This is a genomic window from Marinihelvus fidelis (genome assembly GCF_008725655.1).
GTDB classification, from domain to species: domain Bacteria; phylum Pseudomonadota; class Gammaproteobacteria; order Xanthomonadales; family SZUA-36; genus Marinihelvus; species Marinihelvus fidelis.
Genome location: NZ_VYXP01000001.1, coordinates 302,998 through 318,401, shown reverse-complemented (window position 1 = coordinate 318,401; position 15,404 = coordinate 302,998). Strand labels below are relative to the sequence as shown.

Genomic DNA, 15,404 nt, shown 5'->3' with positions numbered 1-15,404 from the left:
ACCGCCTTCACCGGCACAGGCGCAATCTGGGGCCATCCAAAAACCCGGCAACGTATCACCATGATCAAGAATTTCCTGCTCTACAACATCGGCTGGCTGGCCTGCGTCTGGTTCGCCGCACAGGGACAACCCTGGGTCGGCGTTCTGGCGGTGACGCTGATTGTCACCGCCCACCTGGTGGCGGCGAGCCAGCGGCAGCGCGAGCTTCGTACCCTGCTGGCGGCAGTCCTGATAGGCACGGCCTGGGAAACCGGGCTGCTTGCCACCGGGCTGGTGGCCTACCCGACCGCCCCGGGGCCGGGCAGCCTGGCACCGCTGTGGATGATCGCCCTGTGGGCCAATTTCGCCTGCACCATTCACTACAGCCTGGCGTGGATTCGCCAGCGCCCCCTGCTGGCCGCGGCCCTGGGCGCCGTCGGCGGCCCGTTGGCCTTCGTCGCCGGTGAAAAGCTGGGCGCCGTCGTGTTCACTCACCCGACCGCGGCGCTCGCCGTGATCGCCGCCGGCTGGGCCGTGCTGCTGCCGTTGCTTGTGGGTCTGTCCGCGCCACGGCAGGCGTCCCCGGCATGATGCGCCAGGCAGGCTGCCACGCCGTCATGTTGGCGCTGGTGGCGTCCACAACCGCGACTGCCAGCGACCCGGTACTGACCGAGTCCCTACACTTCCAGGTCTACCTCGACGACCGGGAGATCGGTCATCACCGGTTCGATGTTCACGCCGAAGGCGATACGACCCGGGTCCACATCGAGGCCCGATTCGAAGTCTCCTGGTGGGTCCTGACCGCCTATCGCTACCGACACGACAATGTTGAAACCTGGCAGGACGACTGCCTGATGGCGCTGCAATCCAGTACCGATGATGACGGTGACGAGCACCGTGTCGATGTACGCCACGCCGAGGGCGCGGTCGCCATCAGCCGGGCCCAGGGGTCCGATTACACGCTGCAGGGGTGCGCCAGGACCTTCGCGTACTGGGATGTCGATGCGCTCCGCTCCGGGCCGATGATCAACGCCCAGACCGGCGAAACGGTTGACGTGACCGTCAGCCAGGCGATGCCGGACAGGTTGGCGCTTAACGGCGACGAAGTCGTGGCGGAACGCCGGGAGCTAAACTGGTCGGACGGGGAAATCACGGTGTGGCACACCCCGGACGACGGCCGCTGGATCGGGCTGCAGGCCCCGGCCCCGGGCGGCCGCACGATACGCTATGTTCCAGTCAGCTCAGGTTGATTAGCCGGTCTTGTCGAAGACCAGGTGCACATCACTGATGGCGCGTTCCCGGAAGGCCCCTTCGCAGTAACACAGGTAGTAGCGCCACATGCGGATGAAGGTTTCTGAGTAGCCCAACCCACGCACAGCATCCAGCTTCGCTTCGAAACGCTCGCGCCAGTGCCGCAGCGTCTCCGCGTAGTGCAGGCCGATATCATGCAGCCCAACGACATCCAGATGCCGCTGCCGGGCTACCGATGACACCATGGCGCTGACCGATGGCAAGGCGCCACCGGGAAAGATGTAGCGCTGGATGAAATCCACCGAGTGTTTCGCCTGCTCGTAGCGCGCCTCGGCGATGGTGATGGCCTGGATCAGCGCCTTGCCGCCGGGCCTGAGCAGGTCGCGGCACTGGCGGAAATAGGTGTCGTACTGGCGCCAGCCAATGGCCTCGATCATCTCGATGCTGACCAGCTTGTCGTACTGCCCGGCCAGGTCGCGGTAGTCGCTCTGCAGAATGGTAATCCGGTCCTGCAGGCCGGCCTCGGCGACACGCAGGGTGGCCAGGGCATGCTGCTCGGCGCTGATCGTGGTCGTCGTAACCCGGCAGCCATACTCACTGGCCGCGTAGATGGCGAGCCCGCCCCAACCCGTGCCGATCTCCAGCAGGTGGTCGTCCGGCTGCAGTTGCAAACGTTCGCAAACCAGCTTTAATCGTTCGATTTGCGCCTCGCCCAGCGTCATGTCCGGACGGCTGAACACGGCGCTGGAGTACATCATGGTGTCATCCAGCCAGAGCGCGAAGAAGTCGTTGCCGACATCGTAATGGGCGGCGATGTTCCGGCGCGCGCCCTGGCGACTGTTGCGGTTGATACGGTGAAACAGCCGCTGTAGCGGCGCGGTCAGCCGGGCGCCGCCGCTCTCCATGCCCTCCAGGACGTGGCGGTTACGCAGCAACAGGCGGACCAGGCCAACCAGGTCGTCACAGTCCCAGCCGCCGGCCATGTAGGCCTCGCCGGCACCGATGGAACCGCCAAAGGCGATATCGGACCAGAACACCGGATCGTTCACGGTTAAGGTGACCGGACCCACGTCCGGCTCACCAAAGGTGTCGCGTTGATCGCCCTCCTCCAGCCGCAACTGGCCATGCTCGAGCGCCTGCAACTGCCGGCGCACGGCCCTGCGCGCCAGGCGCTCCAGCATCCTTGGCTTGGGGGTCCCGGCCAGGTGACGGCCGGAGGACAGGCTGACCGATTTCATCAGGCGCGCTCCAGGTTCCGGCGTTTGTCCGGATGATCGTAAACGCGGACGCCCTTCAACCACAATTTCAGCGCCTGCCAGTAAATGCCGGTGATGACCTGCGTCGTCATCAGGGGAAAGCGTGTGAGCGCGCCCGCGAGCGTCCTGCCATTGATGGGCTGCCGCTCAAGATCCAGGCGCGCATCGAACAGCCGCTCGTGACCGTCACGCAGGCCCATGTGAACGCCCAGGCGTTCGCCCGGGACCAGCAGGTGCCAGTCATACCGCAGCGACATCGGCATGAAGGGCGAGACATGCATGCGCTTTTGCGGGTGAAAATGCGCGACGGTGCCCGGCCGGCCACTGCCATTGCAGCGCAGGGCGTAGACGCAGCGCTCGCCCCAGGGCGTGTTGTTGACCTCGGCGACCACCGCTTCCAGGCATTCATTAGCGCCAAAACAATAGTAGAGACTCACCGGGTTAAAACCGTAGCCGAAGTAGCGCAGGTGCGTGAGCAGGCGAATGGGGCCTTCGGGACGGAAGCCGGTGTCGGCCGCCACGCGGTCGCGCACGCAGTCCGCCAGCGGGCGTTCCGGGTCGCCCAGGTGGTCGGCGCGGCGAAAACGCGCCAGCGCCGAGCGCCGGGTTGACCAGAGCCAGCGGCCGGCGAATACCCGGTCGAGTTCATCGAGGTCCAGGTAGAGCATGAACAGCCGGTAGGTGAAGGCATGCTCCACCGGTGTGTACCGGCAATGCTCAACCCGTCCGCTGTAGATCGCGCTCAACATGCGCCGGGTCCTGTTCGAAGTGCCTGACGGCGTCCAGTGCGCTGACCACGCCGTCCTCGTGAAAGCCATTGCGCCAGTACGCGCCGCAGAAACTGGTGCGCCGCCCCTGGTTGATTTCCTGGTGCCGCGCCTGCGCGGCGATCGAGGCCGGGCCCAGCACCGGGTGGGCGTAGTGCCACGCGCCCAGCACCCGTGACTCATCGATAGCCTGGGTATGGTTCAGGCTGACGCAAACCGCCTCCGGCGCGCGCAAGTGCTGGAGGATATTCATATTGTAGGTAACCGCGGCCGGCCGATCCGGGTCGCTGTCCAGGTGATAGTTCCAGGCGGCCCAGGCCAGGCGCCGCCGTGGCAGCACGGCGCTATCGGTGTGCAGCACGGCCTCGTTGCGCCGGTACGGAATGGCGCCCAGCACCTCCCGCTCGGCGCGACTGGGGTCCTGCAGCATGGCCAGTGCCTGGTCGCTGTGACAGGCCAGGAACACGTGGTCAAAAGTCTCCGCCTCGCAACCCCTGGCCTTGACCATGACCTGCCCGGGCAGGCGGCGCACTGCCTGTACCGGCGCGCCCAGGCGGATTCGGTCACGGTGCCCCGCCACCAGCGGGTCGACGTAATTTCGCGAGCCGCCCTCGATGACCCGCCAGGTGGGCCGGTTGCGGACCGACAGCAGGCCGTGGTTGTTGAAGAACCGCACGAAGAATCGCACCGGCATGCGCCCGATCTCGTCGCGTGACGACGACCAGATGGCGGAGCCCATGGGCAGGATGTAGCGGTTTCGAAAGGTCGTGCCGTAGGCGCCCCGGGCCAGCCACTCATCCAGCGCCATGTCTTCCGCGTCCGCCGCCAGCACGGCAGGCGCTTCGCGGTGAAACCGCAGGATGTCGGCGATCATTTTCCAGAACGCCGGGCGTGCCAGGTTGCCGCGCTGTGCGAACAGCGCGTTCAGCGACGTGCCGTTGTACTCCAGGTTGGCGCGATCATCGCGAACACTGAAGCTCATCTCGGTGGGCCGCGAAGCCACACCCAGTTGATCCAGCAGCTCGACGAAATTCGGGTAGGTGCGGTCGTTGAAAACGATAAACCCGGTGTCGACGGCGAAGTGCCGGCCGTCCAGTTCAACATCGACCGTGTGACTGTGGCCGCCGATGCGCTGGTCGGCCTCGAACACCGTCACCTGGTGCTGCTGCGACAGTTTCCACGCGGCCACGTTGCCGGCGATGCCGGTACCCACCACGGCCACCTTCATCGCTGCGGCACCCGGCGCAGTTCGGAAATGTCGTAACCCATGGCCTCGATGCGATCGACCATGTCGCGATAGCGCGCCTCCGGCATCGTTTTCGAGCGCGACATCAGCCAAACGTAATCGCGCTTGTTGCGGCCTATGATCGTGATCGAGTAATCGTTGTCCAGGTAGGCGACACGGTAGTCGCCCTTGAACGGCCAGATGAACTGCATGCCCCAGACCGCGTTGTTTTGCGCCGGGTCCGGAAAGCCGCGCGGGTTCATCTCCTTTAGCTCTCCATCGAAGCCGCCCTGGTTGAACGTGAACGTGGTCGCCACGCTGCCGTCGGGCTCCAGGCGGTACGATTCGACCGCGTTGTAGGCCTCGTCCTCGACAAACGTGGGAATGTGCGCGATGACGTACCAGTCACCCATGAAACGCGGCAGGTCGACCTGGTCGACCGGCTCCAGCGTCGGTCGGCCACCACAGCCCACCAGCACCAGCACGGCGGGCAGCCATGCGAACCAGCGCCCTGCCCCGCGCGCCATCACGATGCCGGTTCCGAATGGGCCGGCCCGGGGATAAATGCATTGGTCTGGCGGACGTAGCGGGCGTACGCGGGGCGTCGCTCGCCGATGTCCTTTTCCAGCAGGCTGACGCCGGAAACCTTCAGCAACAGCAGCGTCATCAGCACCGGCGACACCACGGTCCAGGCGGCGCCTCCTCCGGCGGCAAGCAGGAAGAACCCCCACCACAGGACGCACTCGCCAAAGTAGTTCGGGTGGCGTGTGTAGCGCCACAAGCCCGTGTCCAGGACCTCACCACGATTGGCGGGGTCGCCCTGGAAGCGGGCCATCTGCGCGTCGCCGATGGCTTCGAACGCGAACCCCACCGCCCAGGTGAGCACGCCGGCCAGGTCCAGCCAGCCCAGCGGCGCCTGGCTGGCCACGCCGGCGACCAGCGGCAGGGCGATGACCCAGGCGAGCACGGCCTGCAGGCCGAAGACGATATACAGGCTGGAGTAACGGAATGATGGCCCGCGCCGTTCACGCATGGCCCGGTAGCGCCGGTCCTCGCCTTCACCGTGGTTGCGCCAGGTGATATAGGCGCTCAGCCTGAAGGCCCATGCCCCGGCCATGACCAGCAACAGGATGCCGCGCCCACTGATGTCACCAGCGAGAGCGGCGTAGCCCGCCGCACAGCCCAGGATCATCAATGACCACAAACTGTCGACGATGCTGACGTCATTTCGTACCAGGCTGAACAGCCACGCCAGGATGGCAAAGGCCAGCAGCGCGGCCAGGACCACGCCATACAGTGTCCAGTCGATCATGACGGTGCTGCCGTGCGGTCGGGGCTGTCGGCCTGGCGGCCGAAACGGTAGTGGCTGACGAACCATTCATGGCCGTCATTCATGCCGAACAGTTCCGCGCAGGCCATGAAGAAAATGCGCCAGCGGCCAATCCAGCGCTCGACCTGGTCGGCCCCGTAAACCGGTACCAGCACATCGCGAACCTGCTCGCGCCGCGCGTCCAGGTTTGCCAGCCAGGCGTTTGATGTTCGCTGGTAGTGGCGGCCGCTCCAGCTCCACCGCCGCCGCAGCTTCAGGTGCTGCTGGAAGCGCGGCAACAGGTCTGCGCTGGGCATGATACCGCCGGAGAAGAAATGCCGGCTCATCCAGTCACCCGGACCGTTGTCCTCGAAGGCATACGGCGTGCTGCGATGGCAGAACACGTGGATGAAACACTGGCCGCCGGGGCGCAACCAGCCGGCAATACGCTCCATCAGCCGCGCCTGGTTGCGCATGTGTTCAAACATCTCCACCGAAACAACGCGATCGAAGCGCCGTTCCGGCTGGAAATGGTTCATGTCGGCGGTGACAACCTGCAGGTTGCCCAGGCCGCGACGCGCGGCTTCCGCTTCGATATGCCTGCGCTGGGGCGCAGAGTTGCTGACGGCCAGGATCCGGCTGGCGGGATAGCGCTCGGCCATCCACAAGGACAACGTTCCCCAGCCGCACCCCAGGTCCAGGATGTCCATGCCATCACTGAGGGCGGCACGCTCGCAGGTGACCTCCAGCGCCCGCGCCTCGGCGGCGTCCAGGTGGGTGATGCCTTCATCCCAGCAGGCGCAGCTGTACTTGCGATGGGTCCCCAGCACCAGGTCGAAGAACGCCGACGGCACCTCGTAGTGCTGCTCATTGGCCAGGTCGGGCACCAGTGCGATCGGCGAGGCGGACATCTGCCTGGCGAAACGTTCCGTCCGCTGGTCGGCGAGGTCGTCGCGGTCGGCGCCGATGTCGGCCAGGCGACGGCGACACAGGTGGCGAATGCCGGCACGGACCAGCGCATCGGGCACACGCCCCGCTTCCGCCCAGGCCATGGCCCGCTCGGTGAAGTATGTGCCCTGTGCCTGGGTCTCGCTGATACTGCTCACGTCGTTGTCTCCGGGGCGCGGCAGGCGCCTTATCCAGGTGACGACGTTACCCGCGCCGTTGTGAACGGGGCGTCAAGGATCCGGCATGGTCTCCGTGAAGGCGGCGGACAGCTCGGCCGGCAAGGTGCCAAAGTCGAACTGCGACAGGTTGCTGATGGCCGCGAGCACGAACCCGGTTTCAGGCTGGAACCAGAACGTGGTCGTGCCGCCCACGGAACCGCCGCCGTGGCCGATCCAGAGTGTCCCGGCGTCATCTCGGGTTACCCGCCAGCCCAGGCCATAGCCCGTGGGCTCGCCGCCGGTCGTCGACTGCTCGGTCCAGAATGTGTCCAGCGTCTGCTCGCTCAATCCGGGCCGGTGGAGCATGGCCAGGCCAAAGCGAACCAGGTCTTCGCTGGTGCCGACATAACCGCCGCTGGCCCACTTGTAGCTGTTGTCGACCTCCGGCGCGTTGAAGATTTCACCGTCCCGCTGGACGTAGTAACGGCCACGGCCGGCAATAATCGGTGCCAACCAGTCCGGCTCCGTATCGTTCATGCCCATGGGCCCGGTCACGTGGTCACGCATGTAGGCGAGGTAGTCCTGCCCGGACGCGCCCTCGATGACCGCGCCCAGCAGGTTGTAGCCGTAGGACGAGTACACGTAGGCGCTGCCCGGCGCGTTGACCAAAGGATCATTCATGAAGATCGCCAGCCCGGCATCCACGGTGTCGTAGCGCTCACGAAGCATGAACTCGTCGCCGGCGTAATGGCGAATGCCCGCCAGGTGGGCCAGCAGGCCGCGCGTGGTCACGGGCGCGGATTTCAGCGGGAAGGCCGGCACATACGCCTGCACCGGCGCGTCCAGGTCGATCTTACCGGCCTCGACCAGCTGGGCGATGGCTACCGCGGTCATCGGCTTGATGACGCTGCCAATACGAAACTTCGTCGTCGCCGGGTCCACCGAAACACCCTGCTCCAGGTCGGCCATGCCATAGCCGGCGGACCAGGCCAGCTGGCCGTTCAGGCCCACGGATACCGCCAACCCCGGCGAGCCCGATTGCTCAAAAAACGCACTGGCGACGGCCTCCGCACGGGCGGTGTGGGACAGATCACGTGCCTGTGCCACGACCGGTGCCAGCAGGCACAACGTCAGGGCAACGCAGGCCAGAAAACGTCGACCCATCGGATTCATCTCGCACTCCTGTCATTTCACTGCCGTCACCATAGATGAAAAGCGCGTGGCGCGGGAGAGTGTGCTTACAATGAGTCATCACAACCATCACAAGGAACGTTCCGTGCCGCACACCCCCCGCCAACTGCCGCTGTTGTCATCACTGGTCGCCGTATCGCTGTTCGCCCTGGCCGCTTGCGGCAAGCAAGAGCCTGTCGAGCAGGCTGCAACCCCTGCGCCGCCACAGTTTGACCTGCTAATCTCCGGCGGCACCGTGTACGACGGTCACGGCGGTGAACCCTACAGCGCGGATATCGCGGTTGAAGGCGACCGCATCGTCGCCATAGGCAGCGACCTGGGCAGCGCGGAATCCACCATCGACGCCACCGGCCTGGCCGTCGCGCCCGGCTTCATCAACATGCTCAGCTGGGCCACCGAGTCGCTGATCGAGGATGGCAAGTCGCAGAGCGACATCCGCCAGGGCGTGACCCTGGAGGTGATGGGCGAGGGCTGGACCATGGGCCCCATCAACGAATCGATGCGCGAAGAGGCCCTGAAGCAGCAATGGGACATCAAGTACGACATCCCCTGGACCACGTTCGGCGGTTACTTTGAGTTCCTGGAAGAGAAAGGCATCTCGCCCAACGTGGCCTCGTTTGTGGGCGCCACCACCATCCGCATTCACGAACTGGGCTACGAGGACCGCGCACCGACGCCCGAAGAGCTCGACCGCATGCGCCAGCTGGTGCGCGACGCGATGGAAGAAGGCGCCATGGGCGTCGGCTCATCGCTGATCTACGCGCCGGCCTTCTACGCCGATACCGCCGAACTGATCGCGCTCAGCGAAGTCGCCGCCGAGTACGGCGGCCGCTACATCTCGCACATGCGCAGCGAAGGCGCCAAGTTCCTGGAAGCACTCGAAGAGCTGATCACCATCAGCCGCGAGGCCGGTTTGGGCGCCGAGGTCTACCACCTGAAGGCGGCGGGCATCGATAACCACGCCAAGATGGACCAGGCCATCAATATGATCGAGGCCGCCCGCGCAGAGGGCCTGGACATCACCGCCGACATGTACAACTACACCGCCGGCGCCACCGGGCTGGACGCCTCGATGCCGCCCTGGGTGCAGGAAGGCGGCGACGCGCAATGGATCGAGCGCCTGAAAGACCCGGAAATCCGCGCGAAGATGCACGAGGAAATCACCACACCCAGCGACGAGTGGGAAAACCTGTACCTGGCCGCCGGCGGCGCCGAGGGCCTGATCCTGATCGGCTTCAAGAACCCGGAACTGAAGCCGCTGACCGGCAAGACACTGGCAGAAGTGGCGCAAATGCGCGGCACCGACCCCATCGACACCATGATGGACCTGGTCATCGAGGACGAGAGCCGCGTCGGCACGGTGTACTTCATCATGTCGGAAGAGAACGTTAAGAAGAAGATCGCCCTGCCCTGGATGGCCTTCGGTTCAGACGCCGAGTCCAGCGCGCCTGAAGGCGTGTTCCTGCTGTCCAGCACGCACCCGCGCGCTTATGGCAACGTGGCCCGGCTGCTGGGCAAGTATGTGCGCGAAGAACAGGTCATCACGCTACCCGAGGCCATCCGCCGCCTGACGACCTTCCCCGCCGCCAACCTGAAGATCACCGACCGCGGCGCGCTGGAAGAAGGCTACTTTGCCGACATCGTGGTGTTCGACCCGGCCACCATCGCCGACCACGCCACGTTCGCCGAGCCGCAGCAGTACGCCACCGGCGTTCGCGATGTGCTCGTCAACGGTGTTCCGGTACTGCGCGACGGCGAGCACACCGGCGCAACCCCGGGGCGGTTCATTCGCGGCCCGGGCTATGACGCCGACTGATCGCCCTCGCGTTCGCCGTCTTCCCGGCTGACATAGAGGGTCTGCGTCGGGTATGCGAACTCGATGCCCTCTTCGGCAAACCGTTCGTGGATACGGAAGAAGATCGCCTGCTGGATGTCCATGTAGATGTTGTAGTCCGGCGAGCCGACATAGAACACCGACTCGTAATTAAGCGAGAAGTCGGCGTATTTCATGAAATGGGACCGGTCGAAGCGGGTGTTGTCTTCCGCTTCGACCGCTTCCCTGACGATATTCGGGATCAGTTTGAGCTTCTCGATCGGCGTCTGGTACGTCACGCCCAGGCTGAACACCACGCGACGCTCGGCCATCCGGCCATAGTTGCGAATGCGGCTGGTCAGCAGGTCATTGTTGGAAAAAACCAGCTGTTCGCCGGACAGGCTGCGCAGCCGTGTGGTCTTCAGGCCGATGTGTTCGACGCTGCCCAGGAAGTCGCCGACCACCAGGAAATCATCGACGACAAACGGCTTGTCGATAACGATGGAAAGCGACGCGAACAGGTCACCCAGGATATTCTGCACGGCCAGCGCCACGGCGACACCACCAATGCCAAGCCCGGCCACGAGTGCCGTGATATCGACACCCAGGTTGTCCAGCAACAGCAGCACCACGGTCGACCACAGCACCAGCTGGACCACGAAGCCGACCATGGAGATCGTCGACACCGAGCCGGGGTTGTTCTCCCGCGCATAGGCCCGGTGACGTTTAACCTCGGCCTTCAGCATGCTGTTGATCCAGAAACCGCCCTGGATAATCAGGGCAAGCACCAACAGCGTGTTAATCACCGAACGCGGGCCTTCGGCCAGCGCCATCGTCAGTGACCCTGTCCAGGTCGCAATAATCACCAGGAACCAGAAACGGGTTTTCTTCAGCGCGGCAACAAAATTGTCGTCCCAGCGCGTCGACGTCTTGTCCGCCACCCTGGAAAGGTAGCGGTTGAGCACCCACAGGATGCCTCGCAGTACCAGCCAGGTCGCGACGGCAACACCGGCCGCCAGAAGCCAGTCCTCGTGACCGTGGCGCTGGAAGAATTCAACCGACCGGTCAAAGAAACCGGTCACCGCACTTGTCGATTCGGATTGTTCCTGCATCCCTATTGCATGGAACCAACGACCGTGGATTACAAGGGTAAGGGCCCGTCAGGGAGCGTCGAGCGCCACGGCAAGCCATAGCACGGGCGCCTGTCCGTGCATATCACCGGACACGCGCGGCCGATCCATGTAGAACTGCAGGTCATTGTTCTTGGCGGTGCCCACGCAGACTTCCCCCACGTTGCCATCGGCGTCGATGTAGCCGGAGAGGCCACTCCACGCCGCCTTGACGACGGGTTCGAACGTTGCCGAATCGAGCAGGCCGGAATCAATACCGGTCGCCATCGCATAGGCGAACATGGCCGTGCCCGATGTTTCCGGCCAGAACCCGGGTTCATCGACAACCTGCCGCCACATGCCGTTTTCATCCTGGTAAGGCAGCAGCGCATTCATCATTTTCCGGTACCGAACGAGGATCTCCGGGCGCAGCGGGTGGTCGGCGGGCAATGCAGCCAGCACCTCGGCCATCACCACGGCGACCCAGCCGTTACCACGCCCCCAGAAGATCGGGACATCCGGGCTGTGCCAGAACAGGCCGCTGTCATGCTGCAGCCTGGGCAGGTAAGCGGACAACTGCAGCGCGGCCCGGTCGGCATATTTCGGTTCGCCCGTCGCGCGATACGCCTGGATCTGCAGCATGCCGACCATGTAGAGGTCGTCGATCCACCAGCGGGTTTCCGCGGTCAGGCCGTCTTCAAGGGGGTTGGCCCACTGGCGATCCGCGAAGGTCAGGCCCTGCACCAGGTGGGGCTCCGACCGCGTCTGGATGGCGATCTGCAACGGCACGATGCCAAGCACACTCATATCCACGTGCGCCCGGCGACTGACCAGTTCGCTGTTGTTATCCAGCAACGGCGCGTAGCGATCAACCAGCGCCTGCTCAAGATCCGCGTCATCGGCAATATCCGCGTAACGCAAGGCGCCTACGGCCGCCGCAGCCTCGGCGTAATGCAATGCTTCATCGCCGTAGAACATGTAGTCGCGGGCCAACAGGTTGCGGCTGAGCAACTCGCCAATGTCTGCCGGGTCCGACGCAAGAGCCGGCCCGGCAAATCCCCCGCCCGACAGCCCGACCGCCAGCATTACACCCTGGAACAACGCTTTGCCCCGAACGTGGAATTTCAACGGGCGTTGCCACGGTAGCGCTACGGTCGGTCAAACGGCGCACGAGCAGAATGCATCTCGTTGAAAACATTACCAGGACATTAACCATGAAAACTTCCCTGAAAATATTCGGGCTGTGCGTCATCGTCGCCCACGGAACCGGCTGTTCGTATCACGGTGCCAGCACGGACACATCGGCAACGACCCACGCGGACACGACGTGTGAGTCCAGCGCTGACAAACGGGACTACCGCAACCCGTTCCTGCGTTCACGCCGGGTCGGCGGCTGACGGGGTCATTCCAGCTCGCGCAACCAGATGTTGCGATAGCTGACCATATCGCCGTGGTCCTGAAGGGCCAGCGGCAGACGGTCTTCATGCGGCTGGTACGCGGGCTCGCCGATATACACGGTGGGCCCGCGGATCTCCACGTGATCCTGCACCAGCACGCCGTTGTGAATGACGGTCACGGTGGCCGCAGACTCGAGTTCGCCGTCGGTTGAAAACGCCGGCGCGCGGAAAATGATGTCGTACACCTGCCATTCTCCCGGCGGCCGCATCGCGTTCGCCAGCGGGATGTGCTGCTTGTAGACACTGGTGGCCTGGCCGTTGGAGTAGGTCCGGTTCTCGAACGAGTCCAGCACCTGGACTTCGTACAGCCCCATCAGGAAGATGCCGCTGTTGCCGCGGCCCTGGCCGTCATCGCGATCCTCGGGTGATGTCCGCCACTCGATGTGCAACTGCACATCGCCGAAACCCTGTTTCGTCTGGATGTTGCCTTTGCCACCGTGTTCACCGTTGACGGTCATGGCGCCGCCGGACAGGGTCCAGGTGGGCGCTTCGTTGCCGCCCTGGGTCCAGGCGTCCAGCGAACTTCCGTCAAACAGCACAATGGCATCGGAAGGCGGTGCGCCGGCATCGCCTGGGGTCACCACGGGTGGCTCCGGCTCCCAAACCTCGGTTTCCTCGGGGGCCATGTCCTGGCACCAGGCCAGGGTCGAGGCCAGCAGCAGGACACTGCCGGTCAGGGAAATCGCCAACTTCATTTTCATAACGCGCCCTCCGCCAGCCGGTCGGCCGCGTAGTTGGCCGCACGGGCCGTGAGTGCCATGTAGGTGATCGACGGGTTGACGCATGAGCCCGAGGTCATGCAGGCGCCGTCGGTCACGAACAGGTTGGGGACTTCGTGGGCCTGGTTCCAGCCGTTCAGCACCGACTCCGAAGGGTCATGGCCCATGCGCGCCGTGCCCATTTCATGCACGCCGCTGCCCATGGTCATGCCACCCGGCCACTTGACGATGTCGGTAGCGCCGGCCGCCTTCAGCATGGCCTCGCCCTCGACCAGCATGTCGTCGATCATGCGCTTCTCGTTGTCGTGGTAATGGGTGTCGAAACGCACCTGTGGGATGCCGAAACGGTCCTTCTTCACCGGGTCCAGCATCATCCGGTTGTCGGCGTACGGCAGGATCTCGCCAAAGCCGTAGTAGCTCATGCGCCAGCGGCCATAACTGCCCAGCTGCTTCTTGAAGTCCGGGCCGAAGCCGGTCAGCTGCTCGGCGTTCTGCACGATGCCTTCGCGCACCGCGCCACCCTGGAAGCCGTAGCCGCGCAGGAAGCCGGGGTCGTCCTGGCCGTCCAGGTTGCGGAAACGCGGCACGTAGATGCCGTTCGGGCGGAAACCGTAAGTCGTACGGTCATCGAAGCCGTGCATGATGCCGGTGATGCCGGTGCCGAAGGTGTGGTCCATCATGTATTTGCCCAGCACGCCGCTGCCATTGGCCAGGCCGTTGGGGTGGGCGTCTGTGGCCGAATTCATCAGCACCTGCGTGCTGCCGATGGTCGACGCGCACAGGAATACCAGCTTTGCGCTGTAGGTCTCGCGTGATTTGTCCTTCGCGTCGATCACGCGCACGCCGGTGATGCGGCCGCTTGCCGGGTCCACGTCCAGGCCTTCCACCACCGCGTCGGTGCGGAGGGTCAGGTTGCCGGTCTGCTTGGCGTCGGGCAGCGTGACCGTCAGCGCGCTGAAGTAGGCACTGACCGAACAGCCACGCTCGCACGGCCCGCAGTAGTGGCACGGCCCGCGGCCGTTATGGGGCTCTGTCAGGATGGCCACGCGCCCCACGGTCATATCGCGACCGGGGAACTGGTCCTGGATGGTGCGTCGGACGTGTTTCTCCACCACGTTCAGCTCCATCGGCTTCTGGAACTGCCCGTCCGGCAGGTACGGCAGGCCCAGCTTTTCGCCGCTGATGCCGATGTGGTTCTCCACATAGTCGTACCACGGCTCGATATCGGCATAGCGGATCGGCCAGTCGATGCCATGGCCGTCGCGCTTGTTGGCCTCGAAATCCAGGTCACTCCAGCGGTACACCTGGCGGCCCCAGACCATGCTGCGCCCGGCCAGCACGTCGGTGTGCACCCAGTTGAAGGGCTTGTCCTCGTCGTAGACGTAGGGGTTCAGCCGGTCGTTGTTCCAGAACTGCTTGTTGAAGTCGCTGCACCAGCCGAACTTGCTCTGGATGAAGTAATCGTTCTTCGCCTCGTCTGGCGGAATCTTGCCGCGGAACGTGTAGTCCCACGGGCCCTTGTGCTCGCCCTGGTAATCCTTGATGTGTTCGATCTCGCGACCACGCTCCAGCACCAGGGTCTTCAGGCCGCGGCGGGTGAGTTCGCGGGCGGCCCAGCCGCCGGTCATGCCGGAGCCGATCACGATGGCGTCGAATTGGGCGCTCATTGCATCACCACCTGTCGCGGCAACTCGGCCACGGGCACGTCGCCCCGGTAGGTGCCGGGCATGGGATTGAAGTCGGCCAGCGTTTTCAGGCCGGCCTCGGAGGTCGTGTAGCCCATCACCACCAGTTGGCGGAACAGCTTGAAGAACTCACTGCCCTCGGTTGCGGCAAAAACTTCGGTCTGCTGGGCCGTGCTGCAGTCGGCAAAATCCATGCCCCACTGGTCGTTGCAAGCCTGGTCGAGTGACGCCAGGCCGTCAATGACCGGCGCGCGCTCGTCTTCCGAATACCAGTCGGACAACATCAGCGCCACGAAGGCCGGCACGCCGGCATCGATGGCGCCGGGCGTATCCGTGCGCGGAATGATGAGTTCCGACAGGGCCTTGATGGCGCGTTTCTGTCGCGCGTCCAGGAAGGGGTGTGCCGGGGCCGCGTCGAAGTCGGCATCGGCCAGCACGGCGCGATGCAGGCCGGCCACGGCCACGCCGGTGGTACCGGCCAGCATGGCTTTGAGAAGATCTCGTCTTTGCATTTGAGCCTCGTTGTTGTTTTGCTCC

At 64.6% G+C, this 15,404-nt stretch carries 16 protein-coding genes; 4 read left to right on the top strand and 12 right to left on the bottom strand.

Features of this window, described 5'->3' with window-relative positions:
- The first annotated feature begins 60 nt into the window (after positions 1-60).
- Together F3N42_RS01250 and F3N42_RS01245 are read left to right on the top strand one after the other, a co-directional pair.
- The gene (locus tag F3N42_RS01250; protein ID WP_150862562.1) at positions 61-570 is read left to right on the top strand and encodes a DUF2878 domain-containing protein; all 510 of its coding nucleotides are present in this window, start codon (positions 61-63) and stop codon (positions 568-570) included.
- Positions 567-1,229 carry a DUF6134 family protein gene (locus F3N42_RS01245; RefSeq protein ID WP_150862561.1) on the top strand — a complete coding sequence of 221 codons (663 nt, stop codon included), beginning with the start codon at positions 567-569 and terminating at the stop codon, positions 1,227-1,229. The genes F3N42_RS01250 and F3N42_RS01245 overlap by 4 nt, the downstream gene beginning before the upstream one ends.
- Here the strand turns inward: F3N42_RS01245 and F3N42_RS01240 are convergent, their stop codons facing one another.
- From F3N42_RS01240 to F3N42_RS01210, 7 genes are all read right to left on the bottom strand, one after another.
- Complete coding sequence (locus tag F3N42_RS01240; protein ID WP_150862560.1) at positions 1,230-2,468, bottom strand: SAM-dependent methyltransferase; 1,239 nt, start codon at positions 2,466-2,468, stop codon at positions 1,230-1,232.
- Complete coding sequence (locus tag F3N42_RS01235) at positions 2,468-3,235, bottom strand: DUF1365 domain-containing protein (protein ID WP_150862559.1); 768 nt, start codon at positions 3,233-3,235, stop codon at positions 2,468-2,470. Before F3N42_RS01235 ends, F3N42_RS01240 begins: the two co-directional genes overlap by 1 nt.
- Positions 3,204-4,481 (bottom strand): NAD(P)/FAD-dependent oxidoreductase, encoded by a 1,278-nt coding sequence (locus F3N42_RS01230; protein ID WP_150862558.1) that lies wholly within the window; start codon positions 4,479-4,481, stop codon positions 3,204-3,206. The genes F3N42_RS01235 and F3N42_RS01230 overlap by 32 nt, the downstream gene beginning before the upstream one ends.
- Complete coding sequence (locus F3N42_RS01225; RefSeq protein WP_150862602.1) at positions 4,478-5,005, bottom strand: lipocalin family protein; 528 nt, start codon at positions 5,003-5,005, stop codon at positions 4,478-4,480. The genes F3N42_RS01230 and F3N42_RS01225 overlap by 4 nt, the downstream gene beginning before the upstream one ends.
- Positions 5,005-5,790, bottom strand: a complete 786-nt coding sequence (locus tag F3N42_RS01220; RefSeq protein ID WP_150862557.1) for a DUF1295 domain-containing protein — start codon at positions 5,788-5,790, stop codon at positions 5,005-5,007. The genes F3N42_RS01225 and F3N42_RS01220 overlap by 1 nt, the downstream gene beginning before the upstream one ends.
- The gene (locus tag F3N42_RS01215; protein ID WP_150862601.1) at positions 5,787-6,839 is read right to left on the bottom strand and encodes an SAM-dependent methyltransferase; all 1,053 of its coding nucleotides are present in this window, start codon (positions 6,837-6,839) and stop codon (positions 5,787-5,789) included. The genes F3N42_RS01220 and F3N42_RS01215 overlap by 4 nt, the downstream gene beginning before the upstream one ends.
- Before the next feature lie 126 nt (positions 6,840-6,965).
- Positions 6,966-8,057 (bottom strand): serine hydrolase domain-containing protein, encoded by a 1,092-nt coding sequence (locus tag F3N42_RS01210; RefSeq protein WP_191621153.1) that lies wholly within the window; start codon positions 8,055-8,057, stop codon positions 6,966-6,968.
- 79 nt (positions 8,058-8,136) lie between these two features.
- Here F3N42_RS01210 and F3N42_RS01205 point away from each other — a divergent pair, with 79 nt between their 5' ends.
- On the top strand, positions 8,137-9,900 hold the full coding sequence (locus F3N42_RS01205; protein ID WP_150862555.1) for an N-acyl-D-amino-acid deacylase family protein: 1,764 nt from the start codon (positions 8,137-8,139) through the stop codon (positions 9,898-9,900).
- Here F3N42_RS01205 and F3N42_RS01200 read toward each other — a convergent pair.
- Both F3N42_RS01200 and F3N42_RS01195 read right to left on the bottom strand, forming a co-directional pair.
- Positions 9,885-11,009 carry a mechanosensitive ion channel family protein gene (locus F3N42_RS01200; RefSeq protein WP_150862554.1) on the bottom strand — a complete coding sequence of 375 codons (1,125 nt, stop codon included), beginning with the start codon at positions 11,007-11,009 and terminating at the stop codon, positions 9,885-9,887. The two genes, F3N42_RS01205 and F3N42_RS01200, sit on opposite strands and share 16 nt — an antisense overlap.
- Positions 11,010-11,057: 48 nt before the next feature.
- The gene (locus F3N42_RS01195) at positions 11,058-12,134 is read right to left on the bottom strand and encodes a glycoside hydrolase family 88/105 protein (RefSeq protein ID WP_191621152.1); all 1,077 of its coding nucleotides are present in this window, start codon (positions 12,132-12,134) and stop codon (positions 11,058-11,060) included.
- A gap of 86 nt (positions 12,135-12,220) precedes the next feature.
- Here F3N42_RS01195 and F3N42_RS01190 point away from each other — a divergent pair, with 86 nt between their 5' ends.
- On the top strand, positions 12,221-12,403 hold the full coding sequence (locus tag F3N42_RS01190) for a hypothetical protein (protein WP_150862552.1): 183 nt from the start codon (positions 12,221-12,223) through the stop codon (positions 12,401-12,403).
- Between the two features lie 5 nt (positions 12,404-12,408).
- Here F3N42_RS01190 and F3N42_RS01185 read toward each other — a convergent pair whose 3' ends face one another.
- Genes F3N42_RS01185 through F3N42_RS01175 form a run of 3 tightly spaced genes read right to left on the bottom strand, consistent with a single transcriptional unit; the run spans position 12,409 to position 15,379 of the window.
- A complete protein-coding gene (locus F3N42_RS01185; protein WP_150862551.1) occupies positions 12,409-13,164 on the bottom strand; it encodes a 3-keto-disaccharide hydrolase in 756 nt (251 codons plus the stop codon).
- Positions 13,161-14,849, bottom strand: a complete 1,689-nt coding sequence (locus F3N42_RS01180) for a GMC oxidoreductase (protein ID WP_150862550.1) — start codon at positions 14,847-14,849, stop codon at positions 13,161-13,163. The genes F3N42_RS01185 and F3N42_RS01180 overlap by 4 nt, the downstream gene beginning before the upstream one ends.
- Positions 14,846-15,379 carry a gluconate 2-dehydrogenase subunit 3 family protein gene (locus tag F3N42_RS01175; protein WP_150862549.1) on the bottom strand — a complete coding sequence of 178 codons (534 nt, stop codon included), beginning with the start codon at positions 15,377-15,379 and terminating at the stop codon, positions 14,846-14,848. The genes F3N42_RS01180 and F3N42_RS01175 overlap by 4 nt, the downstream gene beginning before the upstream one ends.
- Positions 15,380-15,404 lie beyond the last annotated feature (25 nt).

Bases quoted from the DNA above. Each gene is read 5' to 3' on its own strand.
- F3N42_RS01250 (WP_150862562.1), top strand. From the start codon at position 61: ATGATCAAGAATTTCCTGCTCTACAACATCGGCTGGCTGGCCTGCGTC.
- F3N42_RS01245 (WP_150862561.1), top strand. From the start codon at position 567: ATGATGCGCCAGGCAGGCTGCCACGCCGTCATGTTGGCGCTGGTGGCG.
- F3N42_RS01240 (WP_150862560.1), bottom strand. From the start codon at position 2,468: ATGAAATCGGTCAGCCTGTCCTCCGGCCGTCACCTGGCCGGGACCCCC.
- F3N42_RS01235 (WP_150862559.1), bottom strand. From the start codon at position 3,235: ATGTTGAGCGCGATCTACAGCGGACGGGTTGAGCATTGCCGGTACACA.
- F3N42_RS01230 (WP_150862558.1), bottom strand. From the start codon at position 4,481: ATGAAGGTGGCCGTGGTGGGTACCGGCATCGCCGGCAACGTGGCCGCG.
- F3N42_RS01225 (WP_150862602.1), bottom strand. From the start codon at position 5,005: ATGGCGCGCGGGGCAGGGCGCTGGTTCGCATGGCTGCCCGCCGTGCTG.
- F3N42_RS01220 (WP_150862557.1), bottom strand. From the start codon at position 5,790: ATGATCGACTGGACACTGTATGGCGTGGTCCTGGCCGCGCTGCTGGCC.
- F3N42_RS01215 (WP_150862601.1), bottom strand. From the start codon at position 6,839: ATGGCCTGGGCGGAAGCGGGGCGTGTGCCCGATGCGCTGGTCCGTGCC.
- F3N42_RS01210 (WP_191621153.1), bottom strand. From the start codon at position 8,057: ATGGGTCGACGTTTTCTGGCCTGCGTTGCCCTGACGTTGTGCCTGCTG.
- F3N42_RS01205 (WP_150862555.1), top strand. From the start codon at position 8,137: ATGAGTCATCACAACCATCACAAGGAACGTTCCGTGCCGCACACCCCC.
- F3N42_RS01200 (WP_150862554.1), bottom strand. From the start codon at position 11,009: ATGCAGGAACAATCCGAATCGACAAGTGCGGTGACCGGTTTCTTTGAC.
- F3N42_RS01190 (WP_150862552.1), top strand. From the start codon at position 12,221: ATGAAAACTTCCCTGAAAATATTCGGGCTGTGCGTCATCGTCGCCCAC.
- F3N42_RS01185 (WP_150862551.1), bottom strand. From the start codon at position 13,164: ATGAAAATGAAGTTGGCGATTTCCCTGACCGGCAGTGTCCTGCTGCTG.
- F3N42_RS01180 (WP_150862550.1), bottom strand. From the start codon at position 14,849: ATGAGCGCCCAATTCGACGCCATCGTGATCGGCTCCGGCATGACCGGC.
- F3N42_RS01175 (WP_150862549.1), bottom strand. From the start codon at position 15,379: ATGCAAAGACGAGATCTTCTCAAAGCCATGCTGGCCGGTACCACCGGC.